This is a genomic window from Lysinibacillus sp. NPDC097287 (assembly GCF_044761695.1).
In the GTDB taxonomy this organism is placed as follows: Bacteria; Bacillota; Bacilli; order Bacillales_A; family Planococcaceae; genus Lysinibacillus.
The window spans coordinates 148,681-165,574 of sequence record NZ_JBIWCX010000007.1 but is presented as its reverse complement, the minus strand read 5'-3'; the positions used below and the strand labels follow the sequence as shown (position 1 = coordinate 165,574).

Genomic DNA, 16,894 nt, shown 5'->3' with positions numbered 1-16,894 from the left:
TTTTATATTTCGATTATGTGTGCACATTACTCTTCGTTTTTCATCTTCGCTACAAACTCTTCAAAGAATTCTATATGTATCCAAGAATCAAACATACGCTCTCGACTTTATTTTTCTTTAATAATCAATTCGTGTGAAGCTACCGATTCTTAAGCATAAAAAGAGGCATCCCAAAAATCATTTTGAGTGCCTCTTTCTTTATTATTGTACGTAATATACACTACCTTCAGATGAAACTACATAGTCTGGTTTTGGTGGTTTACCGCCATGCTCTTCGATTTGCTTTTTATGCCCTGCAATATGCTCTGGACTCTTTTCCCAAGCTTTCCATGCTTCTTCAGATTCCCAGCGAATTAAAACGATAACTTCTTCATCGCCTCGACGCGTTTTTTTCACTAATACTTCACGACTGATGAAACCCTCACGCTGCTCTAAAATCGATGGTTTATTTGGATTTGGCTTAAAGCGTTCTACTACTTTATGGGCATTACCTTCGGTTACAACAGTACGTCTCATTTGAACAAACATGTATTATCCCCTTTATTATCAGATAATCGCATTCGCGCCATTTATGCTACACCAAGCGTTGGAGAAAGGTGCCCTAGCAGCTGGCGCAAATACCTATAAATTACTAAAACTTATTCTTTATCTTTTAAAAAAAGCATGCCTCAAATTGAGACATGCTCCTTGTTATACTTGTGAATTATTTTAATTCATCTAAGATTTCTTGCATTTTTTCCATTTCAGTAGTTATACCGTTACTTGAGAAGTACCAGTTAGTACCATCTAAGTATACGATTTTGCCGTTTTGGTAAGCTTTTGTTTTCTTGATGATGTCATTTTCGATGTCTTTTTTGATTGCATCTACCTCAGAATCAGTACGATCGATAATTAATAATACTTCTGGATCTACTTTAAGAATTGATTCGTATGAGAAATCTGAACCATGTGCAGAAGCCTCGATATCAGTAGTTGCTGGTTTGAAACCAAAGTCGTTGTATACGTATGCGAAACGAGAATCTTCACCGTTATCGAAACCAGATACTTTTTTGTCGTTATACATAGCAACTAATGCGTTTTCGTATTGACCAGCTTTTTCTTTTACTTCGTTCACTTTAGCTTCTAAATCTTCTTTAAGTTTTTTAGCTTCTTCCTGTTTACCGAAAATATTTGCAGCTAAATCAACTGATTCTTCAACACCTTTGATATAGTCTGTGTTATCAGAACCAATGAAGATTACGTTTGGCGTGATTTCCTTTAATTCTTCGTAGAATGCAGCTTGACGACCAGAGATGAAGATTACATCTGGTTCAGCAGCTGCAACTGCTTCTAAGTTAATTTCTTTTAATGAACCAACGTCTTTGATATCGTCACTTGGCGCATATTTTTCTTTCAAGTGGTCAGCTATGTTACCTTGGCCACCGTTAGCAGCAACACCTACGATTCCTTCAACGCCTAGTGCATCAAGTGTATCTAAGAAACCATAGTCAAATGAAATAATGCGTTTAGGTTCTTCTTCTAATTTAACATCTTCAAATACTAGTTTAGATCCGTCTTCAGTTTCACTTTCAGCTGTTAAAGATGATACAGTCATTGGGAATGCAGCTTTATCACCATTTGATTCAGCCTGAGAGCCTGTTTCAGCTGAATCTGTATCTTGAGAAGATTTGTCCTCTACTTCGTCATTACCACAAGCACCTAACATTAAAGTTAATGCTGCTGTAGCCGTTAATAAACGCCATTTTTTCATTATAAATTCTCCTCCTAGAAATTCGCACCCTTTAATTGAGAGTGATTATCATTTTCGATTAACTAAGGTAATTATAGTTGAAGTATTTTGACATTGTCAACATACTTTTAAAATAAGTTATTGTGATTGGAAATAGACGCAAATCCGACATCCATCTTGTATTTGAACAGGAATGTCCATATCATACACATCTCGTAGTGCTTCAGAGTTAATAATTTCGCTTGTTAAACCATCTTTTACAAGGCGACCATTTTTCAACGCAACAATACGATCTGAATAGACAGATGCGAAGTTAATATCGTGCAATACAATAATAACCGTCTTACCTAATTCATCTACGAGCTTTCGTAAAATTTTCATAATTTGAACCGAGTGTTTCATGTCTAAGTTGTTTAAAGGTTCATCAAGCAAAATGTATTCGGTATCCTGCGCAATAACCATTGAAATAAAGGCTCGTTGCTTTTGTCCACCCGAAAGTTCATCTAAAAATTTATCTTGAATATCTACTAAATTCATATACTCAAGCGATTCATCAATTTTAAGTTCATCTTCCGCAGTCAAACGACCTTTTGAGTACGGATAGCGTCCGAATGCTACTAGCTCACGGATTGTTAGACGAACGTTCAAATGGTTTGACTGTTTTAAGAAGGCGACTCGTTTTGCAAATTCTTGTGATTTCATTTTTTTCACGTCATGTTTATCTAATAAAACTTCCCCAGTATCTGAGTCTAATAAGCGGCTAACCATAGATAACAACGTAGATTTACCGGCACCATTTGGGCCGATAAATGACGTAATTGTTCTAGGCTGAATTGTCACTGACACATCTTCTACAACAGGTTTTTTACCAAAAAACTTTGTTAATCCATTGATTTCAATCATCCTGCTGCCCTACTTTCTTTAAGTAATAAATAAATGAAGTATATACCACCGATAAAGTTGATGATGACACTAACTGTTGTCTTCAATTCGAATACGTGTTGTACAAGGAATTGACCACCTACAAGAGCAATAATACTAATCAAACTTGCCCCTAGAATCAGTGTTGAGTGCTTGTACGTTACTAAATATTGATACGCTAAGTTCGATACTATTAACCCTAAAAACGTAATTGGTCCAACTAATGCTGTTGATGTTGCAATTAATACAGATGATAAAATCAATACGTGTAAAACCAGTTTGTCATAGTTAATCCCTAGATTGATTGCTGTCTCGCGCCCTAAATTCATAACATCTAAATCACGCATCATACGCCCACCAAAAATAAAACCGATTCCTAAAATAATCGCTGCGATCAATAACAACTCAGATTTTACATTCGTAAAACTTGCGAATAGACGTGTTTGTAAACTTAAATATTCGACAGGGTCGATAATTACTTGTAAAAATGTCACCAAGCTACCTAATAATGTCCCAATAACCATACCAGCTAATAGCAAAAGGAAAATTGGGTATTTATCGGCTCGGAATAAGAAACGGTATAGTAATAATGCGAATAGTACCATCGCAATAATGGCTGTACCAAAGTTTAAATAACGATCGACAACAAAAATTGAAGCAGATCCTAAGAAGAAGTAAATAACGGTTTGAACTACTTCATACATCGAATCGACACCGATTACTGAAGGCGTTAAGATACGGTTTCGAGTAACCGTTTGGAACATAACCGTGGCATAAGCGATTGCAACCCCTGTAATAATCATTGCACCAACTCGTACTAAACGTTTCGGAAAGGCATAGCTAAAGCCACCTTGAATATTGTATAGCGAATAACAAAGTATCGACACAATAGCAATAATTCCTAAAATGACTAACTTTTTAATATTGCTCTTTTTTACATTACTTTGCATATGCTCTCCCCCTAAATAACATAACTAAGAAGATTGCACTACCGATAACAGCAACCGTCGTATTTACTGGAATCTCATATGGCCATACAATTATACGGCTTATAATATCGCACGCAAGTAGGAATACTACTCCAAGTGCTACTGTATGAGGAATTGTTTTACGTAAATTATCGCCTAAATATAGTGACACGATATTTGGAACAATTAATCCTAAGAAAGGAATAACCCCTACAGTTAATACTACTGTTGTAGCAATAACGGCGATGAGTATTAATCCAATATTTAATACGGTTTTGTAGCTTAAACCTAAGTTTTTAGCAAAATCTTCACCCATCCCCGCAACCGTAAATTTGTTAGCAAAGATGTAAGCAATGATGATTGCCGGTACCGCTACATAAAGTAATTCATAGCGTCCTGAAACGACTAGTGTAAAGCTCCCCATAAAGAAGGCACTTACATTTTGTAAAATATCAGCTTCATAGCCTAAAAATGTTGTAACAGAAGAAATGATATTTCCGTACATAATACCGATTAATGGTACAAAAATAACATCTTTAAATTTGATGCGGTCTAAGAGACGCATAAAAATAAATGTTCCAACCAACGCAAATGTGAAACCGAACATGATTTGTTGCATGTATGTAACATTTGAGAAGAAAATCATTGAAATAATAATACCTAGCTTTGCTGCGTCTAACGTACCTGCTGTAGTAGGCGATACAAATTTATTGCGACTTAACGATTGCATGATTAAACCTGCAATACTCATTCCAGCACCTGCTAAGATAATCGCCATCAATCGCGGTAGTCGGCTCGCTAAGAATATTTGCGCTTCCTCTGACTGCCAATCTAGCAAATCAGTCGGCTTAATATCTATTGCTCCTATAAACAGCGAGATGAACGATAAGATAACAGCAGCTACAACTAACATCCATAATCTCATTTCGTAATCCTCGTTTTATTGTATTTTACATTTTGTAATCGAAATAATTTTTATCTAACTGATAATGAAAATGATTATCATTACGTTCAAAACCAATTATATACCCACCGTCTTTATTATTTCAACCTCAATTCCTAATTGAAGATTAATTGAAAAAGTAATAAAAACTAATTTCCTTCCTAAGAAACAAAAAATTCAACATATTGAAGATTTTAATTTTCTAGTAATTCCAAATAAAATTTTTGATTACCAAAGTAAGGCTCTACACCAAAGTCTGTACTTTACAGCACATTCCACTACAGGCGGACGCTTTCCAGGGGGCGACCCTTGAGCCGCTTCGTCGCTACGCTCCTGCAGGGTCTCAAGTTGCTCGCTGATCCCCTAGGAGTCGCCGCCCTCCGTTCCATTCGCTTACATAATGTGCGATTTATTTTAAGTCAAGTACATGGTTTAGCAATGATCCCAAAGTAATTTAAAATGATTTTAGTTTTCTTTTTTTGCAATGAAAATATAAACGATCTCAATGCAGGTATTAATTTCATAGAGAGAATACTTATTTTCACTTTCAAAGTACTCATTCCATTTGAAAAAACCATATTTTTCTAATTACTACTTAACAAAACATTACCTTTTATAATGGAAGAAACAATAAATTTCCCTTATAAATCTCCAGGGGAAGTAACCTTGAATACGTTTTTTATAGGTACTATAACAACCATTCATACTTACACAATTTTATTATTCCCTAGAAATAAAAGTACCCTACAAGGTAGACTTTTTAATTGTCTACTTTATAAGGTACTTTTTAAAGAATCATGGACTTTTAGTGTTATTTTTCTTTTTCTAATAATGCTAACGTACGATTAAATTCCTCTTCGATCTCTTTATTCGGCTTATATGTCGCCGTACTTATAATAACTGCGACAATTAAACACACAAAGAAGCCTGGCACAATTTCATATAATGCATCTGCTAGGAATGGGACTTTCCCCCAAACAAACGCAGTTGCAGCACCTGTTACCATCCCAAATAGAGCTCCGTAATTCGTTAGTTTCTTCCAATATAATGATAATAGAATAATTGGACCAAATGCCGAGCCAAAACCTGCCCATGCAAAGCCCACTAGACTTAAAATTGAACTTTCTGGATTCCAAGCTAAAATTGCTGCAATAATTGACACCAATAATACCGCCATTCGACCAACAAATACGTAATGCTTATCATCTGCAGTTTTATTGAATAACGCCTTGTAAATGTCCTCTACAAGTGCTGAAGACGTTACAATTAACTGTGACGCAATCGTACTCATAATTGCCGCTAAAATCGCAGCTAACATAATACCCGCTATAAATGGATGGAATAAAATTTGCCCTAACACAATGAATACTGTTTCTGCATCCTTTAGTTCACCGCCATTTTGCTGGTAATACGCAACACCTATTAACGCCGTCGCCATTGCACCGATCAGACTTAACATCATCCAACCAATACCGATGCGGCGTGCTTGCTTCGTTTCTTTGACAGAACTAATTGCCATAAAGCGCACGATAATATGTGGCTGTCCGAAATAACCAAGCCCCCATGCAACAGATGAAATAACTACAGCAGCAGTTGCTGAAGCCGGTAATAAGCTAAAATGCTCCGGATTAACAGCCTTGATGGATTCCATCGTTTCACCAAGTCCACCTGTTAAAAATAGACCGAATAATGGGACTGTCACAAGTGCTAAAAACATAATCAAACCTTGTATAAAGTCTGTATAACTTACCGCTAAAAAGCCACCAAACAACGTGTAAGCTACGACCACACCTGATACAAGAAGCAACCCTGTATGATAGTCATAGCCGAATGAACTATCAAAAAATTTACCACCTGCTACCATACCTGAAGATACATAAAACGTGAAGAATACTAAAATAATAATGCCAGAAGCAATTCTTATTAATTTCGTGTTGTCACGTAAACGATTATCTAAATAACTCGGTATTGTTATAGAGTCATTTGAAACTTGCGTATACACGCGTAATCTCGGCGCCACTAATAACCAGTTTAAATACGCACCAATTGTTAACCCAATTGCAATCCACATCTCAACAAGTCCCGACGCATAGATAGCGCCCGGTAAGCCCATTAACAGCCAGCCAGACATATCAGCAGCCCCTGCACTAAGTGCCGTTACTGCCGGACCTAATGAACGACCTCCAAGCATATAATCTGTTAAATTCGAGGTTTTTACAAATGAGTACCAACCTATTCCTAGCATCACGACCATATAAATAATAATCGCGATTAACTGATACATGTTTTCCGACATATATCTTCCCCCTATTCCTTTCGAAAATTTAGTTTACAAAATCTTTCTCACCTTTAATCATACAGTAAATAACTATTCATTTTACCAAGAATTTTAACAACTTAATATGAAATTCTAAAAAAGTATACCGCCTAAAGAATTGTGTTACACTAATGCCATCTATTACACGATAAAGAAGGCGAAATTCATGACATTTGAAGAAATGAAAGCTCGTTTACAAGAGCAAATTCTAAACCAACAACTCGTAGCCGCTACAATTAGCCAGCCTCGTATGAAATCAAACGAAGTAAAACGCATCAAACTAAAGCCAATTATGCTAAAAGATGCTTATCATATCCAAATTGAGTACCAATTTGAACGCATATTGAAACACGAAAACGTACTTTTAATGGAATTCCCCGAGAAGCTCGAAGCATTTTTCGAGGACTTCCGTCAAGTACATATCGACTTTGTAGAAGAAAAAGTACAAGTCCAATTATCAAAGAAAAACAAAGTACTATGGAAATCAGACAAAACAGCAACGCCAAAACAAATTAACTTATCACACAATCGCAAGAAAAACTATTTACTCGACGATGCAACACCATATCCTTTTTTAATTCGTCTTGGTGTACAAACTGAGGATGGCAAAGTAAAAAAACAAAAATATGATAAGTTTAAACAAATTAACCGCTTCATCGAATTTATTGACGATGCACTTGCCTATTTACCAAAAGACCGCCAAGTGCGTATTTTAGACTTTGGATCAGGTAAGTCGTATTTAACATTTGCCCTCTATCATTATTTAAAAGTAGAAAAGGGTCTAGATATTCGTGTCACTGGTTTAGATTTAAAAAAGGAAGTAATCGAAGAATGCTCGCGTATCGCAGAGGATTTAGGCTACGATCAGTTAGAGTTTTTAGTTGGGGATATTAACGACTACAACGATGAGTCTGCTGTGGATATGGTCGTCACTTTACATGCATGTGACGTAGCAACAGATATGGCGTTAGCACGTGCTGTTAAATGGGGAGCTCGTGTTATTTTAAGCGTACCTTGCTGCCAGCATGAGCTAAATCGACAGCTTCATACACCAGCACTAGATGTTATGCTTCAGCATGGTCTCGTCCGCGAACGTTTTGCGGCCCTAGCAACAGATTCAATTCGTGCAGAAATATTATCTCTTGTAGGTTATGAAGCACAGCTACTTGAATTTATCGATATGGAAAACACACCAAAGAACATTTTAATTCGTGCGTATCATACAGGTAAAAAGCCAAGTACAGAACAACGCGCCAAATACGATGCGTTCGTAAAATTATTGAATGCAAAACCATTTTTAGCTAACGAGTTGAAAGCTTATCTATAACATATGAAAGCTAAGGCATTGTATGAGTCTCGTTTTTCGTTCTATCGATAAAGTATCTTGTCCAAAGAAATTGTTGTATTTCACTAAAAAAGATAGTGCTTCTAAAATTTCTGAATAAAGTACTACCTACTAGCAAATTACTTTATTCTAAATAATACTCTAGTTGATTGGAGTGGAACGCGTCCGCCTGGAACGGAAATCAACGGGTCCCTTGAACAAACCCCCATAAACGTTCACTAATAATTTATTGACGTAATTATTTTTCAACAATATGAAAAGCCGAGGCATTGTATGTGCCTCGGCTTTTTCTTATAGTTCTTGTCGTAACGCTTGAATGACATCAATTTTCGTAGCTTTACGCGCTGGTCGATAACCAGAAATCATCGCTACACCAATACTAATCGCTGAAGCAATGACAACTAGTTGCCACGGAATAAGCGAGAAAGTAATATCAGTTGATACAAAAGCATCCTCACCCGTTGCTGCTTTTAAAACGACCGGAAGTAAAGCATTTGTTGTAAAACTAATTGCATATGAAATCGCTACAGCAATAACCGTACCTAAAATGCCGATAAATGTACTTTCCATTAAAAATAATCGCTGAATAAGTTTTGGGCTAGCACCTATAGCTTTCAATACACCAATTTCACGTGTACGCTCTGTAACAGCCATCGTCATCGTATTGAAAATCCCAATCGATGCAATTAAAACTGCAATTGTTCCAACAAAAATCAACCCTATTTTCATCACTAAGAACACTACATCTATTTGCTCTAGTTGTTCAGTAACCGAATAAACACTATAACCTTTTTCTTTTAGCTTCTCTAAAATCGGTTTTACATTTTCCATAGTATCTGCAAAGATATTAACTTCCGAATGGAAAAGATCTCCTTCTGCTATATCACTATTGGATACTAGTGCATTCTGCTGCTCCGTGCTCATATACATCGCGTTATCAATCATCCAATCATAGGATGGTTTCTTCATGACACCAACTATGGTATACGTCATTTTTGGGGATTCTTTCGCACCCTCTTCATATGGCATTAAAGATACTTCAATCTCTTTCCCTATTAAAGATTCCTTATAGCCTTCTTCTTTTCCATCATAATATGAGCCTTCTGCTTCAGCCTTTTTACTTTTCTCTTCAATTACTTCACGATCAGCATCATTTAACAATGTTTGCCCAAAGTTATAACCAACAATGATTTCTGTAGGATTTTTCGGATACGTTCCTTCCGCAAGCTTGCCTGTAACTTGTTCAAAGTCTTTCATATTAGTGACATACAAACTAGATGATGTATCTCTATCTTCAAAATAAGATTGTGCTGATGCATTCACAGAAATCTTTTCAAGCACGGTTTCTACGTGCTCCATCTTTTTTATTTCTTTGATTTGTTCGTCGGTAAACTCAGCCTCACCGTATACTTGAATTTTTGTTACGTTCTCATTTGAAAGAATTTCGTTACGCATAGAATCTTGTAAACCAAATCCTACTGAAGCCAGTACGATTAAAAATGCGCAGCCCATTGTTGCAGCTAACACCGTCATAAATACACGTAGTTTATTTTTCTTAATGTGTTGTGTGACAAAGTCTAGTTGATCTTTAAATAACATGTTACATGCTCTCCTTTACAAGCTCACCGTCATACATACGGAAGCGTCGATGCGCAATCGTTGCAACCTCATCGTCGTGCGTAATAATGACAAAAGTTAAGCCTAGTTCACGGTTTAAACTTTGAATCAGTAATAAAATATCTTGCTCTGTTTCTGAATCAAGACTACCCGTTGGCTCATCTGCCAACAAAATAGGAGGGTTAGTAATTAAGGCTCTCGCGATACTAACTCGTTGTTGCTGCCCACCAGATAGTTCGTTTGGATAGTGGTCTGCTACTGCTGTTAAACCTACTTTATCCATGAGTTTCTTCACTTTTTCTTTACGTATAGCTTTACTGATACCTTGTAGTTTTAGCGGTAATTCGATATTTTCAAAAGCCGTTAAGCCCGGCATGAGCTGGAAGTTTTGAAAGATAAAGCCGAACTGTTTTAAGCGAAACGCTGCACTTTCTGTTTCATTAAGCGCCGCTGTTTCTTGTCCATTCACTTTAATAGAACACCGCTCAGGTTTCATAAAACCAGCTAAAGTTTGGAGGAGTGTCGATTTTCCCGAACCACTTTTTCCAACAATCGCGACAATCTCTCCTTGTCTCACTTCAAAATTCACACCCTTTAACACAGGCACTTGCTTCTCTTTACCTTTTTTACCGATTAAAAATGTATGTTGTAAGTTCTCGACTTGAATCATTCTTTTAATGACGCCCCTTTCTTGTACTTACCCTATTGTATAGAACATTTCTTAATAAAATTGGAGGATAAAAATGAAGATATTCTTAAGAAACAAGGGGATTAGTTTAAGAAACACATTTACAAAAACGGCATTAATTTATTGATATTTCTCATGATCCATTAACAAGAATAATTAGGAACACAAATTTTTTATGTTACAGGAATGTAAAGATTTAAGTATGAAAGATAAATTTTGTATAGATGTTCCAAAGTTTTTGTTATGATAGTAAAGTTTAAAAGATAAATAAATTCAATTTATATATATCCAGGAGGATTCTATTTCTATGCTTAACTCAAAAAAACAAGACCCTTTCTTCGTAGCACTGCATAAGATTGCTGAAAATATGAGAGAGGCTGTACATTACGCAAATGATTTTCGTATCCAAAGTGTCGCTGACTTGAAAGAGATTAGCATTACGATGAAAAACTATGAAACTGAGGGTGACAAGCTGATTCACGAACTGATCGTGATGCTTAACAAATCGTTCATGACGCCAATTGAACGTGAGGATATTTTAGAACTAGCTATTCGTATGGATGATGTATTAGATGGCACAGAACATTGTATCGCCCATTTTGAAATGTTCTCATTAACTGAAGTTGACGAGTCAATGCGTATTTTCTTAGGCTATATTTCAAAAAGTGCTGATGAAATTGTAAAGGCAACAGAAGAGTTAAAGAAAAAGAATCTTATTGGAATGCGTCCTCACGCTATTTTAATTAAAGATTATGAGCGTGAATGTGACGAAGTACAACGTACGTCTATCAAGCAATTATTCTTAAACGAAAAGGATCCTATCCGCATTATTAAGTTTAAAGATATTTATGAACAGCTAGAAGATATTGCAGATTACTGTCAAAACGTTGCAAACACTATGGAAACAATTATCATGCGCAACGCGTAATTAGGAGATGGACAATTACAATGGATACACTCATTATACTAACCGTATTGGTCGTCATTTTTGCTCTTGCATTTGACTTTATTAACGGTTTCCACGATACCGCAAATGCTATTGCAACTTCGGTTTCAACAAGAGCATTGCCTCCGCGCGTTGCTGTATTAATGGCAGCTATCATGAACTTTATCGGAGCTATTACATTTGTAGGTGTAGCAAAAGCGTTAACGAAAGACATTGTAGATCCATTTTCATTAAATGCATTTGAAGGAGATACAACAGGTTCTGTCGTAATTTTAGCCGCCTTACTATCAGCAATCATTTGGAATCTGATAACTTGGTATTTTGGTATCCCATCAAGTTCTTCTCATACTTTGATTGGTTCCATTGCCGGAGCAGCGATAGCTTCATCAGGCTTTGCAGTTCTAAACTACGGTGGCTTCACAAAAATTATTATGGCATTAGTCATTTCACCAATTCTTGCAATTTGTATCGGATTCCTCATGATGTCTATGTTTAAAATTTGGTTCAAAGATTTAAACCTTTACCGTACGAACAAAGGCTTCCGAAAGGTACAAATTATCACAGCTGCCATACAATCATTTACGCACGGTACGAACGATGCACAAAAAGCTATGGGTATTATGACAATGGCATTAATCGCAGCAGGCTTACATACAGGTGATGAAATTCCATTCTGGGTACGAGCATCTGCCGCACTAGCTATGGGTCTAGGTACGTCTATCGGGGGTTATAAAATCATCAAAACTGTTGGCGGTAAAATCATGAAAATCCGTCCTGTTAACGGGGTTGCCGCTGACTTGTCTTCTGCTTCGATTATTTTTGGGGCAACGTTAATTCACTTACCAGTATCAACAACGCATGTTATTTCTTCATCTATCATGGGTGTAGGTTCAGCACAACGTGTGCGTGGAGTTAACTGGGGCATGGCACGTAAAATCGTAACAACATGGATTATTACAATGCCTATTTCAGCCGCTATGGCTTCGGGTATTTATTTCATATTATCACTATTCTTTTAGTTTTTAAGACTCTTGCTCATCATAGGGCAAGAGTCTTTATATTTTCACACGACAAAATCAGGCACTTCATTTACACTAAGATTACTTAGTTTAAAAGGAGTGCTTATACATATGAAAGCTTTCTCAGCATTTGTCACAGCTCACGCAAAAGCGATTGTCGCTATATGGACGATCGTTTTTATCGCCATGGCTGTCTTTGCAATACAACTTCCAAGTAAGCTACAAGGCGACGGCTTTTTCGTGGAAGGAGATCATACTTACGTCACGAATGAGCTATCAGAAACATTCGAATTACCGGCAGAAACGATTTTTGTCGTATTTGATCCTGCTGACCCTATGATAATCCAGGATACATTACAAACCTTAAAAAAAGTAGATGTCATCCAGTCTATTCAGTCGCCACTAGACGACTCATCCTTACAAAAGGATGACATCGCGTACGCAATGCTCCATTTTGGTAATGACGTCGATAATCTTCCTGAAGTTGTCTCTGAAATTCGTTCACTGATTGAGGGGGACGGTGTTCATCTTACTGGTGGACCAGTTATTTCCGAAGATATTAACATGGCTAGCCAAAAGGATTTAGCCTCTGCTGAAGCAATTGGACTTCCAATTGCGCTTATTGTGTTATTACTTGCATTCGGTACTGTTGTGGCATCGCTATTGCCGATTTTAATTGGTGTAGTCACTGTTGTAACAGCGTTTGGCATGATGACTTTGCTAAGCGGTACGTTTAATTTATCAATTTTTGTTTTAAATATTGTACCAATGCTCGGACTTGCGCTCAGTATTGATTTTGCACTACTGCTTATTAATCGTTACCGCGAGGAACGTGGGAGCACTACGATTGCACAGGCAATCCAGACATCTATTCAAACAGCAGGTCGGTCAATTATTTTTTCTGCTGTATGTGTCATGATTGGGCTTGGAGCGATGATTGTCATTGATGTGGAAATTTTCCATAATATTGCACTTGGCGGTACAATCGTCGTACTGTTGGCCGTTCTAGCTGGTTTAACGCTACTTCCAGCTACAATGATGCTGCTTGGTGACCGTTTAAATAAGTGGCGTTTACTACGTGTGAAGCCAGGTGGTGCTAATCGTTGGCGCGGCTTTGCAGGCTTTGTGATGAAACACCCAGTAATGATTGTGATCGTGGCATTATTACTACTTGGCGTTGGAATGATTCCACTTAAGGATATTAAGCTGACAATTCCAGAGGTCGATGCGCTCCCGACCAATTACGATGCACGTGCTGCATATGATAAACTGGATGAAACCTTCGATCTTGCTAAATCATCTACCTTATATCTACTCGCTGAGCGTCAAGATGGCTGGGAGGATGATGATGCGCTTAAGCTCATTTATGATATCCAACAGAAACTACTGGATGAACCGCTTGTAGAAGAAGTATCCACTATATATACAGCTGCCCAGGTCAAATCACCTGACGATTTAATAGCTTTCCTTGCCACTCCGCAAGTAGCAGAGGAGTTACAGCCTATTCTAGCGGCTTTTTCAAAGGATGAGCAGTTATTTATGCCAATTACGTTAAATACATCTGGCTCTTCAACGGAAGCACAAGAATTTGCTAGAACGTGGATGGATAAGGATTTAGGCGTTGATTTCGCTCTCGGTGGACAAGCGAAATTCAACCAAGAAATTTTCGATGAAATTTCTAGCAAAATCTTTTTAGCAGTGTCAATTATTATTGTTTCAACGTTCTTTATCTTAATGATTGCTTTCCGTTCGATTTTAATTCCAATCAAAGCGATTATTATGAACATTATTGGCCTATCTTCCGCTTTCGGAATTCTCGTGTATATTTTCCAATACGGACATTTCGGGCTCGAAGCTGGAACACTTGTCCTCATTATCCCTGTGATTGTGTTCTGTCTCGTATTCGGCTTAAGTATGGATTATGAAGTATTTTTAATCTCACGTATTCAAGAGGAATATCTGAAAGGTGCGGATAACACACGTGCTACAATTGACGGCTTAACATCAACAAGTCGTATTATTACATCTGCTGCGCTAATTATGATTGTCATCACAGGGGCCTTTGCGTTCACAGACGTGATGCCCGTCAAGCAAATTGGTGTCGGCATCGCCATTGCAGTAGCGATTGATGCGACAATCATTCGCCTAATGCTCGTACCAAGCTTAATGAAGCTATTCGGTGATTGGAACTGGTGGTTACCCTTTACGAAGAAAAAATAAAAAATCCGAGATCGTCATTTTGTGACGTTCTCGGATTTTTTATTAATCAATTTTGCCTGGGCTTAATTGCATACAGTGATGTTTAAGCACCATTGAATCATATTAAAATTTAGATTGATACCATTCTCTTGCCGCTTCTACTTCTGGCATCGTCAGCTGATGACCATAGTTAAACCACGCTGTTGTCACATCCGCATCTGCTGCTGATAAAAGTGCCTCCAAATCCTCAGATTCCTGTGCAGAACACATCGGATCATTCGTTCCCGCTGAGATAAATACAGGGGTATTTGTGAGCGTCGGCAGTGCAATCCCGCGTCTCGGTACCATCGGATGATGTAAAATCGCACCTGCTAATGCATCCTCGTAATGGAATAACAGACTTGCTGCAATATTTGCTCCGTTCGAATAGCCAATGGCAACGACATTCGTACGATCAAAACAGTGCTCTTTAGCTGCCTGCGTGACAAAATCATTTAACTCTTGCGTACGGAAAATTAAATCTTCCATATCAAAAACACCTTCTGCTAAACGACGGAAAAATCGAGGCATTCCGTTTTCTAACACGTTTCCACGGACACTTAAAATATTTGCTGTGTCATCTATTTTCTTCGCTAGACCGATTAAATCGTGTTCATTTCCACCTGTACCATGTAATAGTAAAAGTGTTGGTTTTGTTTCATCTGTTCCTTTGTGAAAAACGTGTTGCATAAACATATCACCTCTTAATTATCTTGAATTCGAGATAATTGTAGCTTGCGGAAAAATGAAATACAAACTATTCGACTTATTTTCTTCCCAATTTTCACTGTTCGGCTGTTTTTCATTATTTTTATAGAAGTTAGAAATTGTTAGAATTCCAAATAAACATGCAATGACCACAGCAGCAATAACGATTCCTACTAATTTTTTCCCACTCATCCCATTTTCCCCCGTCTTACTTAGTTCTTTTTACGAAAGCCTTCTTCCAGTAAATATGCCTTAGCCGCATCATACGTGCCAAAAGCCTCTTCTAAATTCTCTCCATGATAAACATTCCAAGAACGTTGCTCACATACAAGCTCTAATTTACCACCCTCACGGTCACGCCAAATTTCAATAGTTGGCTCTTCAACTTCTATTTCTTCTGCTAAATACGCAATAGCATCCTCTAAAATTTCACGAAGCTGTTTTTCATCGTAGTCACGAATATTCACTAATCCTTTATCATTTGCTTCTTTTTCGTAACGCAATAAATCCCCTACAAATACAAAGCCATTACCATTAGGATGTAGCTTTTCAACCACGATTGTTTTTTCATATAGGCTATTCTCAAAATGATAGTTTACTCGATTTAATGAAATCTCCTTCTTTTTCAACCCTGGAAATGTTTCAATAATCGCTTGTTTTTGTTCAAATGTTAGCATGTTAAATGCTCCTTTTCTTTCAATCTACCTTACAGTATAGCGTATTTTCCACCCTAAATCGTACTATAAAATAACTTTCATCATAATTAAAAAATAGTAGAACAAACCATCACCATGGTTTGTCCTACTATTTTGTAGTTTGTTTTTTCAAGTTATTATTTATACATTTTATTTTTCACAAAGTGAATGACATCTGCAACATATTGCTCACGGTAAGGGACAAAATGTTTAGCACTTACTGGACGCGAAAGATGAACCCTTTGACCATCTGGAAAAAATTCATAACCTTCAATATTAAGCGTGACTGTTTTCCCTAAAAAGAATGCCTCCGCCTCATCGAGCTGTGCTCTTACAATACCCGACACCTCTTCATATTGCACTGTAAATGCATCCCAATCATGCTCGAATGGATTAACATACACATGACAAAATTCGTTATCAATCATCTTCTCTGATACGATACTGCATGAAGTCATGCCCATTCTAACAACTTCTTCTATATTTAAATCTAACCCTAACTCCTCTTTCACTTCACGAATACCCGCTTCAACCGTTTCGGTCGCAAGCAAATGACCAGCTGCGGTGATATCTAGTAGCCCGGGGTAGTCTTTTTTTTGTGAGCTCCTGATTTGAAAATAAATAAACTCTTCATTTGCAAGCCAACAATGGAACGTTTCATGCCATAATCCCTTTTCGTGTGCTTCTGTGCGTGTGGTTGTCCCCACATATTCGTGCTTCTCGTTAAATACTTTTATGATTTCTTGTTCCATTTTACATA

At 37.2% G+C, this 16,894-nt stretch carries 16 protein-coding genes; 4 read left to right on the top strand and 12 right to left on the bottom strand.

The window, feature by feature from the left end; genetic code table 11:
- Positions 1 to 201: 201 nt before the first annotated feature.
- From ACIQ2D_RS12110 to putP, 6 genes are all read right to left on the bottom strand, one after another.
- On the bottom strand, positions 202 to 528 hold the full coding sequence (locus ACIQ2D_RS12110) for an antibiotic biosynthesis monooxygenase family protein (protein WP_402864329.1): 327 nt from the start codon (positions 526 to 528) through the stop codon (positions 202 to 204).
- Between the two features lie 175 nt (positions 529 to 703).
- A complete protein-coding gene (locus ACIQ2D_RS12105; protein ID WP_402864327.1) occupies positions 704 to 1,750 on the bottom strand; it encodes a siderophore ABC transporter substrate-binding protein in 1,047 nt (348 codons plus the stop codon).
- A 117-nt stretch (positions 1,751 to 1,867) separates the two neighbouring features.
- Positions 1,868 to 2,632, bottom strand: coding sequence for an iron ABC transporter ATP-binding protein (locus ACIQ2D_RS12100; protein WP_402864325.1), 765 nt, complete (start codon positions 2,630 to 2,632; stop codon positions 1,868 to 1,870).
- Positions 2,629 to 3,600, bottom strand: coding sequence for an iron chelate uptake ABC transporter family permease subunit (locus ACIQ2D_RS12095; protein ID WP_402864323.1), 972 nt, complete (start codon positions 3,598 to 3,600; stop codon positions 2,629 to 2,631). The genes ACIQ2D_RS12100 and ACIQ2D_RS12095 overlap by 4 nt, the downstream gene beginning before the upstream one ends.
- Positions 3,590 to 4,543, bottom strand: a complete 954-nt coding sequence (locus tag ACIQ2D_RS12090; RefSeq protein WP_402864321.1) for an ABC transporter permease — start codon at positions 4,541 to 4,543, stop codon at positions 3,590 to 3,592. Before ACIQ2D_RS12090 ends, ACIQ2D_RS12095 begins: the two co-directional genes overlap by 11 nt.
- An 829-nt stretch (positions 4,544 to 5,372) precedes the next feature.
- On the bottom strand, positions 5,373 to 6,857 hold the full coding sequence (gene putP / locus ACIQ2D_RS12085; protein WP_402864319.1) for a sodium/proline symporter PutP: 1,485 nt from the start codon (positions 6,855 to 6,857) through the stop codon (positions 5,373 to 5,375).
- A gap of 187 nt (positions 6,858 to 7,044) precedes the next feature.
- Here putP and ACIQ2D_RS12080 point away from each other — a divergent pair, with 187 nt between their 5' ends.
- Entirely contained in the window at positions 7,045 to 8,205 is a 1,161-nt protein-coding gene (locus ACIQ2D_RS12080) for a class I SAM-dependent methyltransferase (RefSeq protein ID WP_402864317.1), read from the top strand.
- 309 nt (positions 8,206 to 8,514) lie between these two features.
- On the opposite strand, the gene ACIQ2D_RS12075 is transcribed toward ACIQ2D_RS12080, so the two are convergent.
- Positions 8,515 to 9,822, bottom strand: coding sequence for an ABC transporter permease (locus ACIQ2D_RS12075; protein ID WP_402864315.1), 1,308 nt, complete (start codon positions 9,820 to 9,822; stop codon positions 8,515 to 8,517).
- Between the two features lies 1 nt (position 9,823).
- On the bottom strand, positions 9,824 to 10,510 hold the full coding sequence (locus tag ACIQ2D_RS12070; protein ID WP_402864313.1) for an ABC transporter ATP-binding protein: 687 nt from the start codon (positions 10,508 to 10,510) through the stop codon (positions 9,824 to 9,826).
- Between the two features lie 325 nt (positions 10,511 to 10,835).
- Between ACIQ2D_RS12070 and ACIQ2D_RS12065 the strand changes: the two genes are divergently transcribed.
- The 3 genes from ACIQ2D_RS12065 to ACIQ2D_RS12055 all read left to right on the top strand — a co-directional run bounded on the left by ACIQ2D_RS12065 (position 10,836) and on the right by ACIQ2D_RS12055 (position 14,713).
- Positions 10,836 to 11,456, top strand: a complete 621-nt coding sequence (locus tag ACIQ2D_RS12065) for a DUF47 domain-containing protein (RefSeq protein ID WP_402864311.1) — start codon at positions 10,836 to 10,838, stop codon at positions 11,454 to 11,456.
- Between the two features lie 20 nt (positions 11,457 to 11,476).
- Entirely contained in the window at positions 11,477 to 12,493 is a 1,017-nt protein-coding gene (locus tag ACIQ2D_RS12060) for an inorganic phosphate transporter (protein ID WP_402864309.1), read from the top strand.
- A gap of 111 nt (positions 12,494 to 12,604) precedes the next feature.
- Positions 12,605 to 14,713, top strand: coding sequence for an MMPL family transporter (locus tag ACIQ2D_RS12055; RefSeq protein ID WP_402864307.1), 2,109 nt, complete (start codon positions 12,605 to 12,607; stop codon positions 14,711 to 14,713).
- A 102-nt stretch (positions 14,714 to 14,815) separates the two neighbouring features.
- On the opposite strand, the gene ACIQ2D_RS12050 is transcribed toward ACIQ2D_RS12055, so the two are convergent.
- From ACIQ2D_RS12050 to ACIQ2D_RS12035, 4 genes are all read right to left on the bottom strand, one after another.
- The gene (locus ACIQ2D_RS12050; RefSeq protein WP_402864305.1) at positions 14,816 to 15,421 is read right to left on the bottom strand and encodes an alpha/beta hydrolase; all 606 of its coding nucleotides are present in this window, start codon (positions 15,419 to 15,421) and stop codon (positions 14,816 to 14,818) included.
- Positions 15,422 to 15,439: 18 nt separating this feature from the next.
- Positions 15,440 to 15,631 (bottom strand): hypothetical protein, encoded by a 192-nt coding sequence (locus ACIQ2D_RS12045; RefSeq protein ID WP_402864303.1) that lies wholly within the window; start codon positions 15,629 to 15,631, stop codon positions 15,440 to 15,442.
- Between the two features lie 20 nt (positions 15,632 to 15,651).
- Positions 15,652 to 16,116, bottom strand: a complete 465-nt coding sequence (locus tag ACIQ2D_RS12040) for a hypothetical protein (RefSeq protein ID WP_402864301.1) — start codon at positions 16,114 to 16,116, stop codon at positions 15,652 to 15,654.
- 155 nt (positions 16,117 to 16,271) lie between these two features.
- Positions 16,272 to 16,886, bottom strand: coding sequence for an NUDIX hydrolase (locus ACIQ2D_RS12035; protein WP_402864299.1), 615 nt, complete (start codon positions 16,884 to 16,886; stop codon positions 16,272 to 16,274).
- Between the last annotated feature and the right edge of the window lie 8 nt (positions 16,887 to 16,894).

What these genes read in the sequence shown, in the direction of transcription:
- ACIQ2D_RS12045 (WP_402864303.1), bottom strand. Translation starts at nt 15,631, where the DNA reads ATGAGTGGGAAAAAATTAGTAGGAATCGTTATTGCTGCTGTGGTCATT.
- ACIQ2D_RS12070 (WP_402864313.1), bottom strand. Translation starts at nt 10,510, where the DNA reads ATGATTCAAGTCGAGAACTTACAACATACATTTTTAATCGGTAAAAAA.
- ACIQ2D_RS12065 (WP_402864311.1), top strand. Translation starts at nt 10,836, where the DNA reads ATGCTTAACTCAAAAAAACAAGACCCTTTCTTCGTAGCACTGCATAAG.
- ACIQ2D_RS12055 (WP_402864307.1), top strand. Translation starts at nt 12,605, where the DNA reads ATGAAAGCTTTCTCAGCATTTGTCACAGCTCACGCAAAAGCGATTGTC.
- ACIQ2D_RS12105 (WP_402864327.1), bottom strand. Translation starts at nt 1,750, where the DNA reads ATGAAAAAATGGCGTTTATTAACGGCTACAGCAGCATTAACTTTAATG.
- ACIQ2D_RS12110 (WP_402864329.1), bottom strand. Translation starts at nt 528, where the DNA reads ATGTTTGTTCAAATGAGACGTACTGTTGTAACCGAAGGTAATGCCCAT.
- ACIQ2D_RS12090 (WP_402864321.1), bottom strand. Translation starts at nt 4,543, where the DNA reads ATGAGATTATGGATGTTAGTTGTAGCTGCTGTTATCTTATCGTTCATC.
- ACIQ2D_RS12035 (WP_402864299.1), bottom strand. Translation starts at nt 16,886, where the DNA reads ATGGAACAAGAAATCATAAAAGTATTTAACGAGAAGCACGAATATGTG.
- ACIQ2D_RS12040 (WP_402864301.1), bottom strand. Translation starts at nt 16,116, where the DNA reads ATGCTAACATTTGAACAAAAACAAGCGATTATTGAAACATTTCCAGGG.
- ACIQ2D_RS12100 (WP_402864325.1), bottom strand. Translation starts at nt 2,632, where the DNA reads ATGATTGAAATCAATGGATTAACAAAGTTTTTTGGTAAAAAACCTGTT.
- ACIQ2D_RS12080 (WP_402864317.1), top strand. Translation starts at nt 7,045, where the DNA reads ATGACATTTGAAGAAATGAAAGCTCGTTTACAAGAGCAAATTCTAAAC.
- ACIQ2D_RS12050 (WP_402864305.1), bottom strand. Translation starts at nt 15,421, where the DNA reads ATGCAACACGTTTTTCACAAAGGAACAGATGAAACAAAACCAACACTT.
- ACIQ2D_RS12095 (WP_402864323.1), bottom strand. Translation starts at nt 3,600, where the DNA reads ATGCAAAGTAATGTAAAAAAGAGCAATATTAAAAAGTTAGTCATTTTA.
- ACIQ2D_RS12075 (WP_402864315.1), bottom strand. Translation starts at nt 9,822, where the DNA reads ATGTTATTTAAAGATCAACTAGACTTTGTCACACAACACATTAAGAAA.
- putP (WP_402864319.1), bottom strand. Translation starts at nt 6,857, where the DNA reads ATGTCGGAAAACATGTATCAGTTAATCGCGATTATTATTTATATGGTC.
- ACIQ2D_RS12060 (WP_402864309.1), top strand. Translation starts at nt 11,477, where the DNA reads ATGGATACACTCATTATACTAACCGTATTGGTCGTCATTTTTGCTCTT.